Genomic DNA, 20,631 nt, shown 5'->3' with positions numbered 1-20,631 from the left:
GTGTTACACATATGATGAGTACAATTACAAAACCGTGGGCTTCTCCTTCAAACGGAACCTTTACGTTCATTCCAAAGAAACTAGAAACCATCGTCGGTAAAGATAAAATGATCGTAATTGACGTTAACAGTTTCATAACACTATTTAAATTATTTGATATAACGGAGCTAAAAGTATTCATCATTCCACTTAAAATGTGACTATATATTTCCGCCATTTCAATAGCCTGTTTATTTTCAATTAATACATCTTCTAATAAATCTTGATCGTCTTCATACATTTTTAAAAATGTACTATTACGCATTAACTTTTGAATTACAATTTTATTAGCCTTTAATGACGTTGTAAAGTATACTAAACTTTTCTCAAGGCCTAACAATGTGAAAATCTCTTTATTTTTCATTGACTGATTTAATTGATGCTCTAAATCAATTGTTTTTCGATTTATTTGCTTTAAGTATCTTAAATAATAAGTAGAAATTGTATATAAGAGCTGAAGTGCAAAGCGCGTCTTCTTAAACGTATAAAATTCTTTAATACGTTGATTAATAAAACGTTCAAAAATTGGATTCTCTTCTAAGCAGATTGTAACAAAACAATCCGGCATCACAATCATACCTATTGGAATCGTGTCATAAATCGAATTTCCTTCTTCGTCATGTCTAACTGTCGGAATATCGACGATAATTAAAGTATTATTGTCTTCCTTTTCAATACGAGAGCGTTCTTCATCATCCAAAGGGTCTTTAATGAAATCTAAGTCTACATTTAAAGTTTGTACTAGATATTGAATTTCTTCTTCTGTTGGATGAAGTACATTAATCCAGCACCCCTTTTGCATTTCCTCAATCTCTTGTAGTTTTCCGTTTCGGTCTGTTAAATATATATTTAACATACTATCACCCCGATTCTTTTTACATGTAGGAATCTACCTCTCTTAAATCACAGTTTTTAAACCGCCATTCTCAGCATATGAAACATACGTTTAAATTTCAATAGAAAAATTATTTTGAAAACGTTTTTATAAGAAAAATATTATAAAGTGAAACTTTAATCAGTGGGGGCTTCATCCCCCCCACTGATTTTCAGCCCTCACCAATCGGGCTTTTACAGGCTGCCCGCCCCCAACCAAACTTCTTTTCTTTCGCTGAATTTTGAGATGAGGATCTTACTGCCCGTTAGAGCGGGATAAACATAGAAAAAGACAGAGTGCTCTCTGCCTTAAAAGCTTATGTTGCCTTTATAACATATTTAGAAAGCATCCACAAGTTAAACCCGACTGAAATCGTATAGCCCGCGTATGTTGAAATGATAAAACTTACATAATCGAAATACGGAAGCAATACAATATTTAAAACTATCTTCACAATAATTCCAATCACTAGTCCTAGCACCGTCTTCTGCTGTTGATTGATTCCTTGTAGCATAGCAGCCGTTACTGTAAAAAGAGAAAATAGTATGCAAGCAGGAGCATAATACTGTAAAATGATTCTCCCCATCTCTGGATCATTTCCAGCACCAAATAAAAGGGTATATACAGGCTTGGCTAACACCATCATTCCAATTGCCGCCGGTACCGTAATCGCTACTACTAATACATTTGTTCTCGTAAAATGTTTGTACAATAGCTTCGTATTTCCTGCTGTATAAGCTTTCGTCATCTCTGGTACGAGAGACATACTAAAAGCTGTCGCAACGGATACCGGGATAAGCACAACCATTTGAACAAGGCCAATTATCGCATTAATTTTTTCCGCTTCGCCTTGCATATACCCTATCTGTATAAGTAGTTTATTAATTGTAAATGTATCAATCGTCTGATACAACGGAATTGCTAAGCCTACTACAACAAAAGGAATAGAATATGTAAAGAGCTCCTTATAAAGTGAGAAAAAAGATTTCGTTGTTTGTGGTATACTTGCCATTTCTTTTTTCTTTAAGTGCCTTCTCCTTCTCATATAATACGCACTTAAAACAGTTAATCCACCTACAGCTCCCATAAAGGCACCGAACGTTGAAATACCAACTGCTAGTGAAACAGAAGCTTTTAAAACATATAAAACGACAAAGCTTCCTATTAAAATGGTTAAAACACGAAAAAATTGCTCTACAACTACACTTAATGCAGAAGGCCCCATCGATTGGAATCCTTGAAAGAAGCCCCTTAATAAACTCATTACTGGCACAAGTATTAACGCAAAACTTACAATTCGAATATTAGTAGTAACCGCTCCTACACTATTCCCCGTTTGATCATTCCCATCGATGACAAGTTTAGCTAAATGCGGAGCTAGCATATATAACGTAAAACACGAAATGACTCCCATTATAAACATAAACACGATTCCACTTTTCAACACTCTCTTAACCGTATGATAATCATTCAGTTGATCATATTTTGATACCATCTTTGAAACAGCTAGCGGTAATCCCATTGTTGCTATGCTGAGCATGATGGTATAAGGACGATATGCATATGTGTATAGAACGTAACCACTCGTACCGACCATCGCTGTAAATGGTATAACATATATAAACCCTAACATTTTTGATATCATCGTTGCCATCGTTAAAAATATCGTTCCACGTATAAACGGTGACCCTTTCATCACATTCCTCCGCTACGCTTTATTATTACACATTATGGACAACTCCTTTTCTTTAGAACCGAAACAAATAAAAAAGCCAATGAAAAATCATTGACTTTAACGCGCTGCTTTTTTCTTTTTGAAATACTTTAAACCAAAGTATAGAGCAATAAAAAGAACAGCTCCTATAATTATGTAATGTGTGTAATCAGATGCATACTCTTTAATTTGTCGCCAATTCCCACCAAGTTTTTCACCTAAGTATATAAATAGAATTGACCATGGAATGATCGCTACAACCGTATAAAGTGTAAATAGTTTTAATGGCATCTTAGCTAGTCCTGCTGGAATAGAGATCGCATGACGTACTACTGGGATAAAGCGCGCAGAAAATATTACGCCTGCTCCATAACGCTTAAACCAACCTTCCGCTATGTCTAAATGATGTTTATTAATAAGTAGATATTTCCCATATTTCTCTACAACCGGACGCCCTCCGTAGTATCCAAGCCAGTATAAAAAGATTTGCGCTAAAGTACCACCAATCGTTCCGGCGATAACTGCACCCACAAAACTAATTTTACCATTCGCTACTAAAAAGCCAGCATACGAAAGTACAATTTCACTCGGGATTACTTCAATCATTAAAGCAAGAGCTACTCCAAAGTAACCTAAGCTTGCAAAAAATTGCAATAACTGATCTATTATGTTTGCTAACATGTTCTTTTTTATCTCCTTTTTTCTTCACATACCATCCCATTATTACATAAAGGCTGCAATCTGCCAATATCTTCATTTTAACAATATGTACAATTCAAGCAGGATTAATCTATTAATTTCTCTTTCTGCGGGTCTTTCATGTAGGCAAACATCTCTTTAATTTGGTCTTCTGTATTTCTAGCAATTGATAAATTAGGCAATTCATTTTCACCAAAAAACTCCACCTCTTCTGTTTCAATGCTAGTTTTCTTTTCTCCACCAATAATCTCGCATCCAATGAAAATCTTATATACATGCGTCGCCGATGGAGATGGTTGATGTTTTTCTTTATCAAATATAGCTAGTAACTTAAAATGATCTACCTCATAACCAGTCTCTTCGAAAACTTCTTTTGCTGCAACTTCGGTTGGCGTATAACCGACATCAGCCCATCCACCTGGCAATGCCCATTTCCCATCGCTTTTTTCTTTCACAAATAATAACTTTTCATTTTGAAAAACAACCGCTCTTATATCAACTTTAGGTGTTTGATAGCCTGTCTCACTTGCAAATAACTTCTCTACGATTTCCCAATCTGTTTTCGTGTAATGTGACATCATTGAAATAGAAATATCTCGTAATTGCTGGAAACGTTCAATATCATACACATCCTTAGAATACGTTAAACCTGCTTGAGCTATAGATTGTATTTGTTTTACCCAATCAATCCATTTAATCGTCATATATCCGCATCCCCATTCTCTATCAAATATATTACTTCATTTTTATTGATACATCTTTATTATACAAAAAAAAGAGATTGATAACGTTTCAATCTCTTTCAAAATTAATCCAATTCATGTAAGTGGTCTTGTATATACTTTCTTCTCTTATTTATATATTCATAAATCATATCAGCCTCTTGATCAAATGTTTCTAATTTTTCTTTCATGTATGGATCTTGTAGTAAATATGGACGAATCAATTCACACAACCCTTCTACTTTCGGCCTCATAAACGAAACTGTAAATTGATCTTCTAATATTTCTTCCAAAATACTTCGATACTGCTTTCTAAATACAGGTATGTCTAGCAATCTTGCACTTAACGTATTATACCCTTGAATGCGAATATATTCATGATTAAGTGGTCTCCCTTGTACATCTCGCCCCCAAGTCGCATCATAATCCCACGGTATAACTTCAAATAAATTTGTTTCATCGTTATGATATAGTGCATAGTTATGAACGAAACCATCAAAGTTTTGCGTAAAAATAACTCCTGCTAACCATCGTAAATATTTATCTACATGTAGAAACTTCCCAATCTCTTTTTCATAGGCTTCCCTCGTCAAAGTATTCGCTTGAAATACAAATTCACTCAGCTGTTCTTCACTATTTTTATTCGAATATTTAAATTCATAACCCGCAAAGAGCTCTGTCTTAACATCTTTATCTCGTTCACTCATTAATGAAAAATTCGCATCATCATCTATCGCATAATAAATAGAACCACTCGGTAATCCTCTATTTTTCAAAAAATTTTCATCAACCGATTCTAACTGTAAATACACACCTTGAATTTGACCATTAATTTTTATAAATACATGTTGTGATTTTGGCGAAAGTACACCAATATCATGAAAAAAATCTAAAGATAATTTATTTCGTATGAGAGACGGATCCATAAACTCCGAATTCAAATGAAACTCTTTCGCACCTTGAAATTTTTTAGGCTTATAAAACATAACATGATAAGACTTTTTCTCAAATTCGCGAATATGAGCTCCTCTGTATACGATATCAATATCATACTTCTTTTTTCCATAAGTCAATTTTGCTGGTACTGGACTATCTGACCAAATGTCCTTTTTCAATTCCACTAAGTACATTGGATGAACAAAAAAATCATATGAAGGCAGCATGTTTTCTCATCCCTTCTCAGTTCTCTTCATTCAATGTATGCGCCTTGTCTTGTCCATACATCCGCAATCATCTATTTATATAAAATTACACTCTTGTCCTGTTCAGAAAGATGCCTACATACATATCATGTTAAGGAAAAAGAATACCTTTTCACTTTAATACATGATAAGGAGGATTTCTATGAAACGTGATATTAGAAAAGCTGTCGAAGAAATCAAAAGTGCTGGGATGGAGGATTTCTTACACCAAGATCCAAGTACATTTGAGTGCGATGATGATAAATTCACTCATCATCATTGTACAACTGGATGTAAATGTACAACTGGGGGTAAATGTCCTAGAACAAGATGTACTCGCGTGAAACATTGTACGTTCGTTACAAAATGTACGCATGTAAAAAAATGGACATTTGTTACGAAATGTACACGTGTACGTGTTCAAAAATGGACGTTCGTTACGAAAGTAACGCGTAGAAAAGAATGCGTATTAGTTACAAAACGTACTCGCAGAAAACATTGTACATTCATTACAAAATGCATACGCTTTGAAAAGAAATTTTTCTGGACAAAACGAAGTTTCTGTAAAAAATGCGAATTCTTCCCTAACAGACACGGTCACTCTTGCGATGATTCATGTGATCATGGTAAAGACTGTCACGATAGCGGACACAAATGGAATGATTGCAAAGGCGGACATAAATTCCCATCTTGCAAAAATAAGAAATTCGATCACTTCTGGTATAAAAAACGTAACTGCTAGTTTTTATACCACCCAAAAAAGGCCGTTTTGCGGCCTTTTTTACATTTATTGAAAGTGACTTATATCTGCAAATTGTTTCACTTTACCAATACCCTCTTCAAATTCTATTATGCTCAAACTGGCACTATGCATAAATGGATCATCCCACACATTTTCTATTTCAATTCCCGCGAAATGCCCTACAAGTAATTTTGCTGCTGCCGCATGAGAAACAATCAATATGTTTTGTCCTTTATGCTTCTCTAAAAGAAGCTGCATCCCTTCAATTACTCTTTCATAAACGGCCTCAAAATTTTCGCCTGATGTTGACTGAAAAAGATGTGGCTCATTCCAAAACAGATGTACTTCTTCTGGAAATTGCTTTTCTATATCCGCGATTGTTTGTCCTTCCCATATACCCATGTTGATTTCATAGAAATGCTCATCCGCTATAATAGGTATATCACGTTCCCCCTTTATTAACTCTGCCGTATGAAGTGTTCTTTCGCTCGGACTACTATAAATCGCATGGATTGGTAAATCTTTCATTCGATTCCCTAATTGTTTCGCCTGAACTATACCATTTTCAGTTAAAGCAGAATTTTTCCGTCCCTGCATTCGCTTCGCTACATTCCACTCTGTTTCACCATGCCTTGTTACATATATAGTTGTTTTCATTTCTTACTCCCCCTCACCATGTTGGTCGTAATTCCCACGGTTCAACTCTCCCTACAATCCACTCCGCTCGTTTACTTTCAATCCCTTTTATAACTCCATCAGCTATCTCTTCATGAGTAAGCCATCTTCCATATGTATCTTCTAAAATAAAACCTAAAATAATTCTATGATAAATACATCGCGTACTCCCTATTTTTTGTGCAGGCATACGTGATGCTTTACTACCTAAAATATGAAATAAACTATATGTTTTAGACGACAAATCTAGTTCTTTACAAATATTTGATAGTGCATGCTTTGCACTTGTGTGTACCCATGCAACAACTAATGTGATCGGGCCATTTTTCTTAATTGTACTTTTAATAGCTAGCTTTACATCTTCATCATTATGATAATCTAACGAAAGGCATGTAATATTTTCTGGTGCAGAACTCATTCGCTTAACATTTTCTAATTTCACTTCATCTCGCCCGATAATAGAAACATAAAATCCTTTCTCACAAAGCCACATAGAAACTTTCTTTAGCATTCCTGTTCCACCAATTACAAGTGCATGCAAATGCTATCCCTCCCTAATAAAATGTCATATGAGGTTTCTCATCTCTATAATAATTTAAACGGTCTTGCAGTGTCCCTGAGTGAAACTCAAATTTATGACCGTCAGGATCAACAAAGTATATAGATTCGCAATCTCTTACATCACGTTCTCTTCCTTGTAAAATATGAACATCATTTTCTTCTAATCGCTGTATTAGACATTTAAAGTCTTCTTGTTCAACAGAAAATGCAATGTGCGTATAAGATTGATGAATCTCATTTCTCGGAATATGCGTCTCTTCATTAAGCGCTATCCATACTCCACATATGTTAAAATAAGCTAATTTTCTTCCTTTAACTAGTAATTCTCCTTCTAATACTTTTTCATAAAACATAATAGAGTTTTCTAAATTAGATACCGAAAAACAAATGTGATTGATTCCCCTTAACAACTATAATTCCTCCTTATACAAATAAAAGATGAGCGAAAATTCACTCATCTTTTATTATACTATTTTTTTGTAATATATGCCCATTTATAACTGAAGTCCCCGCCAAACGTATGGTTAGCAATGCCTTTTACAAATGGCTTCTCTAAATAAGCTGTACTTTGTTGGTACGTAGGAGAAATTGCTGCGTCTTGACCAATTAAGATTTTTTCAGCTTCCGCAAGTGCATTCCAGCGTGCTTTATCATCTTTTAATAGCTCTCCTTTTGATTTCGCTACTAAATCATCATACTTCGGATTAGAATAATCCATTTCATTAAATGAGCTTCCAGTAACAAACATATCAATATAAGTCATTGGATCCGGATAATCAGGGCTCCATGCAGATAATGAGAATTCATATTGGAATTTCTTTTCTAAATCTAGCTTCTGTTTGTATGGTTGCTGTTTCAAATTCACTTTAATACCAGGCAAGTTTTTCTCTAGTTCTTCCTTAATAAAGTCGCCTACTTTTTTACGGCTACCGTTATCATCGTTTAGTAATTCAACCGTAATTGTATCTTGACCAAGCTCTTTCTTCGCTTCTTCCCATAATTTTTTTGCTTTCTCTGCGTTATCTTTACTATCACGGAAGTTTTTATTTACAGAGCGGAAATCTTTTCCATCCGGACCTGTCGTGAATTTTTCAGGTACTAAGAAATATGCTGGCAATGAACCGTCATTTAAAATGACATCAGCAATTCCTTTTTTATCGTATGCTAAATCAATCGCTTCACGTACTTTTTGGTTTTTAAATGTTGCATTTTTTTGGTTAAAACGTAAGAAATATATGCGTGGATCTAACTTCGTTTTAAATTCATCTGGTTTATTCTTTTTATATTTATCAACAAATTCAGAAGTTAAAATAACTCGATCTGCTTGATCACTATCATATAAATTTACTCCCGTGCTTGTTTCCTTCACAATACTTACATTAATTTCGTCTAACTTTACAGTATCTTTATCCCAATAATTAGGATTTTTCTTTAACTGATAATTTTGTTCATGTTTCCATTGACTCATTGTAAATGGTCCATTATATACTAATTTATCTGCTTCTAATCCGTATTTATCTCCTTGCTCTTTCACATATTTTTCATTTAATGGGAAAAATGTAGGGAACGACGTAAGCTCAAGAAAATAAGGTGCTGGTTGCTCTAATTCTACTACCAACGTTTTATCATCCTTCGCTTTAACACCCAATTGATCTGCTGGTAATTCACCTTTATTTACTTTCTGTGCATTTTTCACATCAAATAAAATGAATGCATATTCTGCCGCTATTGCTTTATCTAATGTACGTTGCCATGCATATACAAAATCTTGTGCTCGAACTGGATCACCATTTGACCATTTCGCATCACGTAATTCAAATGTATATGTCTTTTTATCTTCACTAATCTTCACATCTTTTGCCATACCTGGTGTTGGTTTATTATCTTTATCTAGACGATATAAACCTTCCATTGCATTTACAAATACACGGAAAGATACAGAATCCGTTGATTTAGATGTATCCATTGAAGGAATTTCAGCTGTTTCTAGCAAATTTAAAACTTGTTTATCGGCCATTCCCTTATTCGATTCTTTCTTCGTTGTCGAAGCCTTCTCACCATTCCCACATCCTGCAACCAATACACTCGTCGTTAACGCAAGTGCAGCAATTGTTGTTGTCTTTCTCTTCATTCTTCCTTCCCCCAATCTATATGTATAAGTTAAATCCTATATAATATATTTCATTATACAAAAGATTCTGATTATTTTAAATATTTATTTTAACAAACATAGAAAAAAGCGATCGGAAATTTCTTTCCAGCCGCTTTCTTGAATAGCATTTACTTGTAATCCATCCTCTATATCAAATGGATTTTGAACTTTAAATATTTCTTCCATCAGCTTCAAAAACTCTTCTTCAGTTTTAGATTCACCATTAACCATAAATGAGTATGGTTCCACTTCACCTAATTTATAATCGACAACAAATTGAATCTTCACCTTTTGTCTTGGCGTTCCGGTGTTATATCCTTGGAATTCTACTAATTCTAACCCTTCCGTTCCACGATAATATATCCAACCTGAATTTTGAAAATAATTTTCGAAAGATTCACCTATTGAAAAGAAAGGATATTCATAAAGCGAGCTTGTACGAACCTTTTGAATAACGTCTCGATCAGTCGGAAAAAAGAAATGACTAAAAAATATACTAGCAACTGCTAAAATAGTAACAATTGTCGCTCCCATTTTGCTCGTTCCGCCGCTATCATTGATTAGATAGTTTTCAACTGATTTATCTTTTATTTCTCTTGCTTTTATTCGGTATATACGTCTTTCCGCAAATTGATAGTATAATCCATTTGCAAAAATCCCCATTCCAAACAGAATAAAAATGAGTAATAAAAACGTAAGAGGCACCATATTAATGATTGGCAACGCTACATTAAATCCCATATAATACGAAAATGCATCACACGCTACTAATAACAACATAAATAAAGCAGCTGGTACATAATACTTACGATATCCTAGCCAGCCTATATTGAAAATAGCAGCCCAACCATTCCAACTCCACCTAGCAATCCGCTTATTCTCAAGTTCCCATTTCCTTTTGTAATACGGATATTGTCTCCCTACATATACTTCTAGTTCTTTATCTATTAACGAGCTACCTTCCTCTTGTTCATTATCCAAGTTTCGCTGACAACTTGCACAATTTAACTGTTCCTCCTCGCAAGGTTGCCCACAATTTATACATTTCAAAACAATCCCTCTTCCCATCCATACGTCATTTCAAAATACCTTCGTGTTTTAATAACCACTCTTTCCTCCATAAACCACCAGCATATCCAACAAGCTTTCCACTCTTTCCTATTACACGGTGACATGGAACAATTATTGAAATTGGATTCCGACTATTTGCCCCTCCTATTGCCCGTACAGCTTTTGTATTTCCAACTTTCTCTGCAATATCTAAATATGAAGCACTTACGCCGTATGGAATAGTATAAAGTGCATCCCATACATTTTTTTGAAATGCTGTTCCCTCCGCAGACAGCGGGACCGTAAACTCTTTTCTTTTCCCTTTAAAATATTCATCTAACTCATTTATACATTGTTCTATCATTTCATTTTTATTTTCTTCTTGTCGTTCATCAACAAATATAACAGACGTAATTCCTTCTTGATTCGCTGTAATTTCAAGCAAACCTACTTCGCTTTCATAATAAGCCTGGTACATATGCCATCCTCCAATTCAGTTCATATTAGTCATTGTAACACGAATATACAAAATTTTTCGTATAAGCGTTTTATTAGAGAAACAAAAAAGAGAATGATACAATGTAAGAAAATTCAATCTAGGAGGCTATTGGATGAATTCCGAACTTTTTTCACCTTATACAATTAAGGACGTTACATTAAAAAACCGGATTGTTATGTCACCTATGTGCATGTATTCATCGGAAAACGGGGATGGCCAAGTAACGAATTTCCATCTCATTCATTATGGAACAAGAGCTGCCGGTCAAGTTGGTTTAGTTATGATTGAAGCAACAGCCGTGTTACCTGAAGGTCGAATTTCAAATAAAGACTTAGGCATTTGGGATGACAACCTAATTGAAGGCTTACATAAAACGACTACTTTTATACATGATAATGGTGCAAAAGCTGCCATTCAACTCGCTCACGCCGGAAGAAAAGCAGAATTAGAAACAGATGCGTTAGCTCCTTCAGCCATTCCATTTAATGAAACAATGAAAATGCCAATAGAAATGAGCAAACACCAAATTAAAGATACTGTATTAGCTTTTCAGCAAGCTGCAGTACGATCAAAACAAGCTGGATTTGATGTTATTGAAATACACGGTGCTCACGGTTATCTTATTAATGAATTTCTTTCTCCGCTTTCCAATAAGCGGACTGATGAATATGGTGGTTCACCTGAAAACCGCTATCGTTTCTTACGCGAAATCATCGACTCTGTAAATGAAGTTTGGGACGGACCGTTATTTGTCCGTATTTCAGCAAATGATTATCATCCTGACGGGCTAACAGTTCAAGATTACGTTCAGTATACAAAGTGGATGAAAGAACAGGGAATAGATTTAATCGATTGTAGTTCTGGCGCAGTTGTACCAGCACATATTGATGTGTATCCTGGTTATCAAGTACAATATGCTAAACATATTAAAGAGCATGCTAACATTGCAACTGGTGCAGTTGGATTAATTACGACCGGAGTACAAGCAGAGCAAATTTTAAATAATAACGAAGCAGATTTAATTTTTATCGGACGTGAATTACTTCGCAATCCGTATTTTCCGAGAATAGCGGCCAATGAACTTGGCTTTGAATTGCAAGAACCTCACCAATATAAGCGAGCACCAGGAAAAATTCATACGAATAAATAAAACCGAGAAGTCATTCTTCTCGGTTTTATTTATTCTATCGTTGTAATTTCATTTGAATTATAAGTATGGATACCCGATTCTTCTCGCAGCGCGGTTATATACATCCCTTTCGCCACATCTTTAGCTGAAATTGGTTTATATTTTTTGAAAGCTCCTTTAAAGATAAACGGAATAATACGAGATAACTTTTCAGCCATTCGTTCGCCGAAACGAAATTCTTGTCGATTTCCTACTAATAATGATGGTCTAAAAATGTGAATACCACCAATCACTAACTTTTGCAATTCTTCTTCCATTTTTCCTTTCACTTGTGAATAAAAGAAGAATGATTTAGGATTCGCTCCCATAGAAGACACGACAAGGAAATTTTGTACCCCTTGTTTTTCAGCTAAACAAGCAGCTCGTAACGTATATTCATAATCTACTTTTTTAAAATTTGCTTTTGTTTTTGCTTTTTTTATTGTTGTTCCTAAGCAACTAAAAACATCATCCACAGCAAAGAACTCTTTATATTCCTCTAATACCGAAAAATCAACTTGTTTCTGCTGTAACTTCTCATGTTGCAATTGCATTGGCTCTCTTACAAAAATAGTAACCGAATCGTAGTAATCTGATTCAAGTAATAGACGCGTTATCTCTTGTCCAACTAAACCACTTGCACCGAGTATTAACGCTGTTCGCTTATTCATATATGCATATACCTCTTATTTTACTTTTCTCTCCTTTAGTAAAATACAACCTTTAGGAGTTTCCTGCTCTTATTTTACCACAAGTAAAACACTATGCGTACGCATAGTGCTTTACTCACTCTTTTTTCTCATCTCTCTCTTGTAATTTCGTTATTGTTGTAGCGTCCCCTAAATTACTTATTAATCTTCTTAAAAAAATTAATACGAAAGATAATGGCAATACTACCGCTAATATTAATAAAATAGCTTCCATTAAGTAACCCAAGCGCTCATCCCCCTCTTTACCTCCTTTTCAATATATGAAAACAGCGTTGTCACATATGCATGCATTTGCAAAAATAATACCCCTATATTTGACAACTTTATAACAAAAACAAATCGGAATGATTATTATTTATTGCAACTTTATTAAAGATGTATTATACTAAGTTCGCAAACTAAAACGTAATTATTCCGTTTTGTATTAAAATGATATTTTTCTTCTATTATTGGGGAAAATATATCCGTAAAAAAGAAAAGAGGAGAACTTCATGCCTAAAAGATTGACTATATTTTCATTCTTACTTATTTTTACCTTAATTTTCGCTGGCTGCTCAAATAAAAAAGAAAGTAATGCCAAGAAAGATGGAAAGCTAACAGTTTATACAACGATTTTCCCACTTGCTGATTTCGCAAAGAAAATCGGTGGCGACTATGTAAATGTTGAAGCGATTTACCCACCTGGTGCAGATTCACATACATTTGAACCAAGTCAAAAACAAACGGTACAAGTTGCAAAAGCCGATTTATTTGTTTATAACGGCGCTGAATTAGAACCATTTGCTGAAAAAATGGAAAAAACATTACAAAAAGAAAATGTTAAAATTGTAAATGCATCTAAAGGTATTGAGCTTCGTGCTTCTACTGAAGAAGAACATCATGATCATGGAGATGGCCATAAAGAAGATGAACATCATCACGATAAAGACCCGCATGTTTGGTTAGATCCTACTCTAGCAATGAAACAGGCAGAAAAAATTAAAAATGCACTTGTAGAATTACAACCTGAACATAAACAAGAATTCGAAAAAAACTTTGCAGCACTTCAAACTAAATTTACTGATTTAGACGATGGATTTAAGGCAGCTGTAGCGAACGCAAAAACGAAAGAAATTTTAGTTTCTCATGCTGCCTATGGTTACTGGGAACAACGATACGGCCTAAAACAAATTCCTATCGCTGGAATTTCAGCTTCTGATGAACCATCTCAAAAGCAGCTTGCTGACATTACAAAAACAGTAAAAGAACATAATCTAAAATATATTTTATTCGAAACATTCTCTACTCCAAAAGTAGCATCCGTAATTCAAAAAGAAACTGGTACAAAAGTTTTACGCTTAAATCACTTAGCTACTATTTCTGAAGATGATGCAAAAAATAATAAAGATTACTTTACTTTAATGGAAGAAAACGTAAACACATTGAAAGAAGCAACAAACTAATCCATTACACTTTCTAGGCAGCTGAATTTGTTATTCAGCTGCCTTTTTATGTATTTATCCTTGACTTGACCAAAATAACAAGTAAAATTATCCATATTAGCTTTAAAGCTATATTAATTTAGAAGGTGAGTTGGAATTATGAATCTTCACATTTGTGAAGTAACAGCAAAAAATTGGCGTTCAGTAGTTGCTTTAGACGTCGCAAAAGATCAGCAACAATTTATTGAAAGTAACGCGTTTTCTTTAGCAGAATCATTATATGAAGGAAACGGAACGTCAGTAGGTTTATATGATGGAGAAACACTTGTAGGATACGCAATGTATGGATGGTATTCAGTAAAACATAAAAGTGTATGGCTCGATCGCTTTATGATTGACCAACAATATCAAGGAAAAGGATACGCAAAACGTTTCCTTCGCTTACTCATTCAATTCTTACAAGAAAAATTTGAATGCAAAATAATTTACTTAAGTTTACATCCAGACAACAAACTTGCAATGGGACTGTATGAATCATTTGGTTTCCGCTTAAATGGGGATATTGATGATGAAGGTCCAGTTGTAGGTGTTGTAATGGAGTTACTAATAGACGAAAATACAAGCCTGTGAAAACAGGCTTTTTATTATACATTTATCAATTTTTAGTTTCTCCCCCTTATTTAATTCTGTTTTGCAATCTAATAGAATGCTCATAAAAAATAAGCCTGCAATTTACGCAGACTTATTTCACACACTCCTCGAAATGTTCTTGGAACCACTCTTTATTAATATCTCTTCCGATAAAAACTACTTCACTTACTCGCTCTTCGCCCTCTTGCCACTCTCTATCGTACGAAGCAGCAAATAACGTATGTACACCTTGGAAAACGATACGTTTATCTACTCCATCTATCGATAAAATTCCTTTGTAACGATATAAATATTCCCCTAGCTCTTGAACGACAGCTGACATCCACTCATTAAGCTTTTGTAAATCCAGCGGACGTTCTTCACGTAATACAAATGATTTCACACCTTCTAAGTGGTTATGTTCTTTATGAGGGTAAATTTGCAACGTATCTTTCGTTTTAAACGTTTGGATTTGTAATAAAGATGGTATATCTACCTCACAGTTAGTCGCCTCAATTAACTTTGCAGTCGGGTTAATTCCTTGAATTTCATGCAAGAGATTTTCTTTCTCATTCTCTTCAATTAAATCTAATTTATTTACTAAAACGACATCAGCAAACGCAATTTGCTCTTTTGCTTCTAATCCTTTTTCAAAATGTTTATGTATATGATAACTATCTACTACCGTTACAACACCGTTAATTTGGTAAGCAGATTGAATGACTGGATCTAAAAAGAATGTTTGAATAATTGGGCCTGGATTTGCAAGGCCAGTCGTTTCAATTACTAAACCATCAAAATCCATTTTCCCTTCCGCTTTTACGTCCAGTAACTGTTTTAAAGCAACGAGTAAATCTTCACGTACAGTACAGCATAAACAGCCATTTGTCATTTCCATAATTTCTTCTTCCACATTCATAATCAACTGATTATCAATGCCAATTTGCCCTATTTCATTTACAATCACCGCTAATTTCTTACCGTGATTTTCTGATAAAATACGATTTAATAATGTCGTTTTCCCAGATCCAAGAAAACCAGTTAATATTGTTACTGGAATCATTTCGTACATCTCCTTATAGCTATATGTTTCTACATTATAGCATATAGAGAAAATCGTTTTTGTAGCAAAACATATTTATTGTCTCTACACCTAATTAACTATATAATAACATGTAGTAAGAAAGCCTTTTCAAAACATTATTATTCATCAAGGGGGTACTTATAATGGATCGAGTTCAAATGGCTGAAACGCTAGAATTTTCTCGTATTATTCAAGGATTTTGGCGTTTAGCAGAATGGAATATGACGAAACAAGAATTACTTTCTTTCATTGAAGATTGTATGGATATGGGAATTACTACTTTTGATCACGCTGATATTTACGGCGCATATACGTGTGAAGGGTTATTTGGCGAAGCTTTACAATTAAAGCCTTCCTTACGAGAAAACATGCAAATTATTACAAAGTGTGGAATCGCTCCCCCATCACCGAAATTTCCAGAGCGATATGTTGCTCACTACAATACTAGTGCAGAGCATATTATGCAAAGTGTAGAAGCATCACTTAAAAATTTACATACAGATTATATTGACGTATTACTTATTCATCGTCCCGATCCTTTTATGGATCCAAATGAAGTGGCAAAAGCATTTTCACAATTAAAACAAGAAGGGAAAGTTCGTCACTTCGGTGTATCTAACTTCTTACCTTCACAATTTAATATGTTAAGTTCGTACTTAGATTTCCCACTTATTACGAACCAGATTGAAGTTTCTGCATTGCAGCTTGAGCATTTTGAAAAAGGGACAATTGATTTATGCCAAGAAAAACGAATCAATCCAATGATTTGGTCACCTCTTGCTGGTGGGGAGATTTTTACTGGTCAATCAGAACGCGCCGTACGTGTACGTGAAACTGTGCAAAAAGTTGCTACTGAGCTAGGTGTTTCTAGTATCGATACAGTTATGTATGCTTGGTTACTTGCTCATCCAGCTAATATGATGCCAATCGTTGGCTCTGGTAAATTAGATCGCGTAAAAACTGCCGCTCTTGCTACAAAAGTTAACTTAGACCGTCAACAATGGTTTACAATTTTCGAAAGCTCTAATGGACATCCTGTACCATAATGCATAAAAAGAAGAGCTGTTTTCTTACAGCTCTTCTTTTTCATATGTATTTCTAGTCATGGCAAATACACACATATCTCTTAATCCGTTTCCATCTACCGCAACACTCGCACTTTCTAACGTACCTTCTAACTTAAAACCTAATTTCTCAGGTATCGCTCTACTCTTCTTATTGAAAGAATCACAACGAATTTCTACACGGTTTGCTTTCAATTCAGAAAAAGCGTAATCCGTTATACCTTTCGCAGCCTCTACCATATAGCCTTTTCCGCTAAACCTTGTATCAATCCAATATCCGATTTCAAATTGGGGTATATCCCAATTAATACGATGTAATCCGGCTGAAGCAATAAATTCACCTGTTTCTTTCGAAAATACTAGTAATCTTAAATCCTCACGTTGCAAAAATTGAATATGTGATTTTCTAATACTTTCTTCTACTTCTTGCTCTGTTTGCTCTTTTTGTGCAAACACCATCCAAGGTTTTAGTTCTTGTATTGAAGCCTGAATTGCATCATATACAACTTTACCATCTCCTGGTTTCGGCATTCGAATAAAAAGCCTGTCAGTATAAAATTCAGAAGGAAAATCGAATAATAACGGATTCACTGTAAACACTCCCTATATTTCTTTTATATATAATAATATCCATCTCAAGTTATATAGTAAAGAATTTTCTGAATTGAAAACCTTTTACTCATTCACTTCCACCGCTACACGAATTCCAGATTCAATCGCACCTTGAATCCATCCATGATATAGCGTTGTATGATCTCCAGCGAAGAATATTCTCCCCTCTGGTTTGACAATCGCTGGTTGCAGCTCAGATTCTTGACCTGCTTGAAAAAGTGCAAATCCTCCAAGCGCATACGGATCCAATGTCCAGCTTTTTGAAATTCCAGATATGAACTCATCATACACTTGACCACCTAATATTGTTGCTAAGTTGTGTAATGCGTAATAAATACGATCCCCTTTTGATAAACCATCCCATAACAACGCGTCATAAGACCATGTATAGCTACCTAACATCATAGCCGGTCCTCCCCCCCCAATTCCATAACTTGGATAATAGGCATAACGAATTGGCAAATCTGTTATAATTCTGCCACCTAATTGTCCTTGTTCTTCCCAAAATCGGCTTTTAAATTGAATTCCTATTTTCGTCGCAGGCATATAATGTAATTCACGAATTGCTTTCCATTTTTCATGAGATATAGAATCAAACGGATCTACTTCTACAAAACGCATTGTCGAAAACGGAATGGTAACAATAACTAAATCTCCTGTAATACTACTATATTCAAAAGTTTCCTCGTTCCGATAGAAAGCTGTCACACCATTATCGTGTTGATGTAACTTCATTAATTTTTGATTATATATAATATTCTCTTCTAATTGCGGTAAAAATGACTTTGGCAATCTATCATTCCCGCCCACAATTTCACAAAATCCGCTCTCCTCTTGCATAATGTATAGAAAGCGTAAAGTCTCTACAAACGACCGTTCCAAAAAACCTTCTAAATCTAATAAAACACCAATCATCTCAATTGTTACTGGCGAAAAGTAAGTATTATACTGATAAGGATGATACTTTAAAAATTGTCCAGTAGAGTATCTCCCAAAATCCTTTACAACAATATCCCAATTTTTTTCTGGGTTCTTTTTTATAAAATTTATAATGGGCTGTACCGCTAACAATAATAATTCCTCTGACGTTTTTCCAACTTCATTCATTTCCACAGGATATTTTAGAATACTTGGATCTTTTTCATATTGTTTTAACGTCGTTTTCCGTCCATTTACGTATATAATATCCGTCTCATTCCTATTAATAAAAGGACTCACCTGTAGCCCAAATTTTCTTATATATGCCATCGTTAATGTATGCGAATACGGAATTCTCATTGCTCCAACATCTAAATATAATCCGGTATCTTCCATTCTCACTGTTTCTATACGGCCACCTACCCGGTTATTTGCTTCAAAAATTTTCACATCATGTCCTGCAGCCTTTAATAAAGATGCTGAAACTAACCCAGCCATACCAGCTCCCACTACAATAATCTGTTTTGGGCTTATCGTCTTCTTCAATCCTTTATCTATAACTTTTAACGCTTCATCCATTTCAGTGTTATACATTATATCTTTCTGCACAATTCCACCCCTTACTTCATCAAATGGACGTTAGTGGTTTAGTGCATTTTATTCATAAATCCCCATAAACATAACACCATTGCAATTTGAATATTCACTAAAAGTACATAAGAGACAGATCTCACTTTTCTTTATACTTCGTATAATATAGCAACTACAAAGAAGGAGTGGTTAAAAATGAAACATACTTATGACTACGATGCTACAAAAAAACATTTAGAATTAAAGAAACAAAACTTATGTAAAAAACTTAGCAATATGACACTATCTGAAAAAGAACGTGAACAACTAAAGCGTGAAATTGACAACTATGAATATATTTTAAATCTAGTCGAAATGAATCATTATGAACGCGGATTTTCTCGTTAAAAGCGGAAATAAGATTATCCGCTTTTCATTTTGAGCATTTCACTACGCATTTTTCATAAGTAAATATATAATAGGATGTACATTAAGATTGAGAGGTATATTCTATGATCAAGTTAAGTGTATTAGACCAATCACCTATTTCAGATGGTAGCACAGCAGCCCAAGCTTTTTCACATACAGTTACGCTTGCACAAGAAGTTGAAAAACTCGGATTCACACGTTTTTGGGTATCCGAACATCATAATTCCGTAAGCTTAGCTGGTTCAAGTCCAGAAATACTTATTTCTCATATTGCCGCAAAAACGGACCGTATTAGAGTCGGTTCAGGTGGTGTTATGTTACCGCATTATAGCCCATATAAAGTTGCTGAGAATTTCCGTGTTCTAGAAGCATTGTATCCGAACCGCATCGATCTCGGTGTTGGTAGAGCACCTGGTGGTATGCCAATAGCAACTCGCGCACTTCAAGAAGGGAAAATGGTCTCACTTGATCAATATCCAGAACAAATTGCAGACGTTGCAATGTACTTACATGATCAAGTACCAGAAAACCATCACTATGCAAACTTAAAAGCCACTCCAGTTATCCCAACGTCTCCTGAAATGTGGATGCTCGGTTCTAGCGGAGAGAGCGCTAAAATTGCTGCAAACAACGGAGCTTCTTTCGCATTTGCACAATTTATTAACGGCTTCGGAGGCCCTGAAGTTATGAGGGCTTACCAAGAACAATATGAGCCTTCATTTTTAGGAGATAAGCCTAATTCAATCGTTGCCATCTTTGTTATATGCGGAGAAACAAATGAAGAAGCGGAAAAAATTGCTTCTAGTTTAGATCTATCAATCTTATTATTAGAGCAAGGAAAACGAACTACTGGTACACCTTCTATTGAAACTGCTCAAAATTATTCATACAGTGCTTATGATTTATTCCGTATAAAAGAAAATCGTCAACGTATGATTGTTGGTGATCCGTCTTCTGTAAAAGAAAAAATAATAAACTTAAGCAAAGCATACAATACTGACGAATTTATGATTGTCACGATTACCCATCAATTTGAACATAAATTAAAGTCTTATCGCTTACTAGCAAATGCTTTTAATTTATAACTCTAAAAAGAGATGCATCACATGTGATGCAT

23 protein-coding genes are annotated in these 20,631 nt (G+C 34.7%); 7 read left to right on the top strand and 16 right to left on the bottom strand.

The window, feature by feature from the left end; translation table 11 throughout:
* The 5 genes from ABWK52_RS02535 to cotH form a co-directional block, all read right to left on the bottom strand.
* The coding region (locus tag ABWK52_RS02535; protein WP_353771870.1) for a magnesium transporter CorA family protein at positions 1-895 on the bottom strand (895 nt) is incomplete at its 3' end.
* Between the two features lie 334 nt (positions 896-1,229).
* On the bottom strand, positions 1,230-2,609 hold the full coding sequence (locus ABWK52_RS02530; protein ID WP_000678847.1) for a putative polysaccharide biosynthesis protein: 1,380 nt from the start codon (positions 2,607-2,609) through the stop codon (positions 1,230-1,232).
* A 96-nt stretch (positions 2,610-2,705) separates the two neighbouring features.
* Complete coding sequence (locus ABWK52_RS02525) at positions 2,706-3,308, bottom strand: DedA family protein (RefSeq protein WP_000880691.1); 603 nt, start codon at positions 3,306-3,308, stop codon at positions 2,706-2,708.
* Between the two features lie 104 nt (positions 3,309-3,412).
* Positions 3,413-4,030, bottom strand: coding sequence for an NUDIX hydrolase N-terminal domain-containing protein (locus tag ABWK52_RS02520; RefSeq protein ID WP_000153576.1), 618 nt, complete (start codon positions 4,028-4,030; stop codon positions 3,413-3,415).
* A 104-nt stretch (positions 4,031-4,134) separates the two neighbouring features.
* On the bottom strand, positions 4,135-5,211 hold the full coding sequence (gene cotH, locus ABWK52_RS02515) for a spore coat protein CotH (RefSeq protein ID WP_000937999.1): 1,077 nt from the start codon (positions 5,209-5,211) through the stop codon (positions 4,135-4,137).
* 181 nt (positions 5,212-5,392) lie between these two features.
* On the opposite strand from cotH, the gene exsB reads away from it, so the two are divergent.
* Positions 5,393-5,971, top strand: a complete 579-nt coding sequence (gene exsB, locus ABWK52_RS02510; protein ID WP_000817498.1) for an exosporium protein ExsB — start codon at positions 5,393-5,395, stop codon at positions 5,969-5,971.
* A 45-nt stretch (positions 5,972-6,016) separates the two neighbouring features.
* On the opposite strand, the gene ABWK52_RS02505 is transcribed toward exsB, so the two are convergent.
* The 6 genes from ABWK52_RS02505 to ABWK52_RS02480 form a co-directional block, all read right to left on the bottom strand.
* Complete coding sequence (locus ABWK52_RS02505) at positions 6,017-6,628, bottom strand: phosphoserine phosphatase 1 (protein ID WP_000858827.1); 612 nt, start codon at positions 6,626-6,628, stop codon at positions 6,017-6,019.
* Between the two features lie 13 nt (positions 6,629-6,641).
* Entirely contained in the window at positions 6,642-7,187 is a 546-nt protein-coding gene (locus ABWK52_RS02500; RefSeq protein WP_000543118.1) for a short-chain dehydrogenase, read from the bottom strand.
* Positions 7,188-7,200: 13 nt separating this feature from the next.
* Positions 7,201-7,617: a FosBx1 family fosfomycin resistance bacillithiol transferase gene (fosB, locus tag ABWK52_RS02495; RefSeq protein WP_000943769.1), complete on the bottom strand. Its 417-nt coding sequence runs from the start codon at positions 7,615-7,617 to the stop codon at positions 7,201-7,203.
* Between the two features lie 59 nt (positions 7,618-7,676).
* Positions 7,677-9,338: a peptide ABC transporter substrate-binding protein gene (locus ABWK52_RS02490; protein ID WP_000824273.1), complete on the bottom strand. Its 1,662-nt coding sequence runs from the start codon at positions 9,336-9,338 to the stop codon at positions 7,677-7,679.
* Between the two features lie 84 nt (positions 9,339-9,422).
* Entirely contained in the window at positions 9,423-10,427 is a 1,005-nt protein-coding gene (locus tag ABWK52_RS02485) for a DUF2628 domain-containing protein (RefSeq protein ID WP_002061181.1), read from the bottom strand.
* 7 nt (positions 10,428-10,434) lie between these two features.
* A complete protein-coding gene (locus ABWK52_RS02480; RefSeq protein WP_000283913.1) occupies positions 10,435-10,887 on the bottom strand; it encodes a methylated-DNA--[protein]-cysteine S-methyltransferase in 453 nt (150 codons plus the stop codon).
* Between the two features lie 133 nt (positions 10,888-11,020).
* Here ABWK52_RS02480 and namA point away from each other — a divergent pair, with 133 nt between their 5' ends.
* Positions 11,021-12,058, top strand: a complete 1,038-nt coding sequence (gene namA / locus ABWK52_RS02475; protein ID WP_087948423.1) for an NADPH dehydrogenase NamA — start codon at positions 11,021-11,023, stop codon at positions 12,056-12,058.
* Positions 12,059-12,087: 29 nt separating this feature from the next.
* Here namA and ABWK52_RS02470 read toward each other — a convergent pair whose 3' ends face one another.
* Together ABWK52_RS02470 and ABWK52_RS02465 are read right to left on the bottom strand one after the other, a co-directional pair.
* Positions 12,088-12,747 (bottom strand): oxidoreductase, encoded by a 660-nt coding sequence (locus ABWK52_RS02470; protein ID WP_001042736.1) that lies wholly within the window; start codon positions 12,745-12,747, stop codon positions 12,088-12,090.
* 115 nt (positions 12,748-12,862) lie between these two features.
* The gene (locus tag ABWK52_RS02465; protein WP_000540932.1) at positions 12,863-13,012 is read right to left on the bottom strand and encodes a hypothetical protein; all 150 of its coding nucleotides are present in this window, start codon (positions 13,010-13,012) and stop codon (positions 12,863-12,865) included.
* A 265-nt stretch (positions 13,013-13,277) separates the two neighbouring features.
* Here ABWK52_RS02465 and ABWK52_RS02460 point away from each other — a divergent pair, with 265 nt between their 5' ends.
* Both ABWK52_RS02460 and ABWK52_RS02455 read left to right on the top strand, forming a co-directional pair.
* On the top strand, positions 13,278-14,228 hold the full coding sequence (locus ABWK52_RS02460; RefSeq protein ID WP_001126151.1) for a metal ABC transporter substrate-binding protein: 951 nt from the start codon (positions 13,278-13,280) through the stop codon (positions 14,226-14,228).
* A 138-nt stretch (positions 14,229-14,366) separates the two neighbouring features.
* Positions 14,367-14,837 carry a GNAT family N-acetyltransferase gene (locus tag ABWK52_RS02455; protein WP_001048677.1) on the top strand — a complete coding sequence of 157 codons (471 nt, stop codon included), beginning with the start codon at positions 14,367-14,369 and terminating at the stop codon, positions 14,835-14,837.
* A gap of 112 nt (positions 14,838-14,949) precedes the next feature.
* On the opposite strand, the gene ABWK52_RS02450 is transcribed toward ABWK52_RS02455, so the two are convergent.
* Positions 14,950-15,900, bottom strand: coding sequence for a CobW family GTP-binding protein (locus ABWK52_RS02450; protein WP_000613422.1), 951 nt, complete (start codon positions 15,898-15,900; stop codon positions 14,950-14,952).
* Positions 15,901-16,064: 164 nt separating this feature from the next.
* On the opposite strand from ABWK52_RS02450, the gene ABWK52_RS02445 reads away from it, so the two are divergent.
* On the top strand, positions 16,065-16,967 hold the full coding sequence (locus tag ABWK52_RS02445) for an aldo/keto reductase (RefSeq protein ID WP_000376358.1): 903 nt from the start codon (positions 16,065-16,067) through the stop codon (positions 16,965-16,967).
* A 24-nt stretch (positions 16,968-16,991) separates the two neighbouring features.
* Here ABWK52_RS02445 and ABWK52_RS02440 read toward each other — a convergent pair whose 3' ends face one another.
* Both ABWK52_RS02440 and ABWK52_RS02435 read right to left on the bottom strand, forming a co-directional pair.
* Positions 16,992-17,576: a GNAT family N-acetyltransferase gene (locus ABWK52_RS02440; protein ID WP_001068749.1), complete on the bottom strand. Its 585-nt coding sequence runs from the start codon at positions 17,574-17,576 to the stop codon at positions 16,992-16,994.
* A gap of 84 nt (positions 17,577-17,660) precedes the next feature.
* Entirely contained in the window at positions 17,661-19,124 is a 1,464-nt protein-coding gene (locus ABWK52_RS02435; protein WP_141537357.1) for a flavin monoamine oxidase family protein, read from the bottom strand.
* Between the two features lie 177 nt (positions 19,125-19,301).
* On the opposite strand from ABWK52_RS02435, the gene ABWK52_RS02430 reads away from it, so the two are divergent.
* Together ABWK52_RS02430 and ABWK52_RS02425 are read left to right on the top strand one after the other, a co-directional pair.
* Positions 19,302-19,493: a DUF3896 family protein gene (locus tag ABWK52_RS02430; protein WP_000683359.1), complete on the top strand. Its 192-nt coding sequence runs from the start codon at positions 19,302-19,304 to the stop codon at positions 19,491-19,493.
* A 104-nt stretch (positions 19,494-19,597) separates the two neighbouring features.
* A complete protein-coding gene (locus ABWK52_RS02425; protein WP_000594041.1) occupies positions 19,598-20,599 on the top strand; it encodes an LLM class flavin-dependent oxidoreductase in 1,002 nt (333 codons plus the stop codon).
* Positions 20,600-20,631 lie beyond the last annotated feature (32 nt).

Origin of the sequence: Bacillus sp. AP50 (assembly GCF_040492675.1) — a bacterium.
Taxonomy (GTDB): domain Bacteria; phylum Bacillota; class Bacilli; order Bacillales; family Bacillaceae_G; genus Bacillus_A; species Bacillus_A cereus.
Note: the sequence above shows the minus strand (reverse complement) of the source record. Positions and strands in the feature narration are given on the sequence as shown.

Bases quoted from the DNA above. Each gene is read 5' to 3' on its own strand.
- ABWK52_RS02530 (WP_000678847.1), bottom strand. From the start codon at position 2,609: ATGAAAGGGTCACCGTTTATACGTGGAACGATATTTTTAACGATGGCA.
- ABWK52_RS02525 (WP_000880691.1), bottom strand. From the start codon at position 3,308: ATGTTAGCAAACATAATAGATCAGTTATTGCAATTTTTTGCAAGCTTA.
- ABWK52_RS02520 (WP_000153576.1), bottom strand. From the start codon at position 4,030: ATGACGATTAAATGGATTGATTGGGTAAAACAAATACAATCTATAGCT.
- cotH (WP_000937999.1), bottom strand. From the start codon at position 5,211: ATGCTGCCTTCATATGATTTTTTTGTTCATCCAATGTACTTAGTGGAA.
- exsB (WP_000817498.1), top strand. From the start codon at position 5,393: ATGAAACGTGATATTAGAAAAGCTGTCGAAGAAATCAAAAGTGCTGGG.
- ABWK52_RS02505 (WP_000858827.1), bottom strand. From the start codon at position 6,628: ATGAAAACAACTATATATGTAACAAGGCATGGTGAAACAGAGTGGAAT.
- ABWK52_RS02490 (WP_000824273.1), bottom strand. From the start codon at position 9,338: ATGAAGAGAAAGACAACAACAATTGCTGCACTTGCGTTAACGACGAGT.
- ABWK52_RS02485 (WP_002061181.1), bottom strand. From the start codon at position 10,427: ATGGGAAGAGGGATTGTTTTGAAATGTATAAATTGTGGGCAACCTTGC.
- ABWK52_RS02480 (WP_000283913.1), bottom strand. From the start codon at position 10,887: ATGTACCAGGCTTATTATGAAAGCGAAGTAGGTTTGCTTGAAATTACA.
- namA (WP_087948423.1), top strand. From the start codon at position 11,021: ATGAATTCCGAACTTTTTTCACCTTATACAATTAAGGACGTTACATTA.
- ABWK52_RS02470 (WP_001042736.1), bottom strand. From the start codon at position 12,747: ATGAATAAGCGAACAGCGTTAATACTCGGTGCAAGTGGTTTAGTTGGA.
- ABWK52_RS02460 (WP_001126151.1), top strand. From the start codon at position 13,278: ATGCCTAAAAGATTGACTATATTTTCATTCTTACTTATTTTTACCTTA.
- ABWK52_RS02455 (WP_001048677.1), top strand. From the start codon at position 14,367: ATGAATCTTCACATTTGTGAAGTAACAGCAAAAAATTGGCGTTCAGTA.
- ABWK52_RS02450 (WP_000613422.1), bottom strand. From the start codon at position 15,900: ATGATTCCAGTAACAATATTAACTGGTTTTCTTGGATCTGGGAAAACG.
- ABWK52_RS02445 (WP_000376358.1), top strand. From the start codon at position 16,065: ATGGATCGAGTTCAAATGGCTGAAACGCTAGAATTTTCTCGTATTATT.
- ABWK52_RS02430 (WP_000683359.1), top strand. From the start codon at position 19,302: ATGAAACATACTTATGACTACGATGCTACAAAAAAACATTTAGAATTA.
- ABWK52_RS02425 (WP_000594041.1), top strand. From the start codon at position 19,598: ATGATCAAGTTAAGTGTATTAGACCAATCACCTATTTCAGATGGTAGC.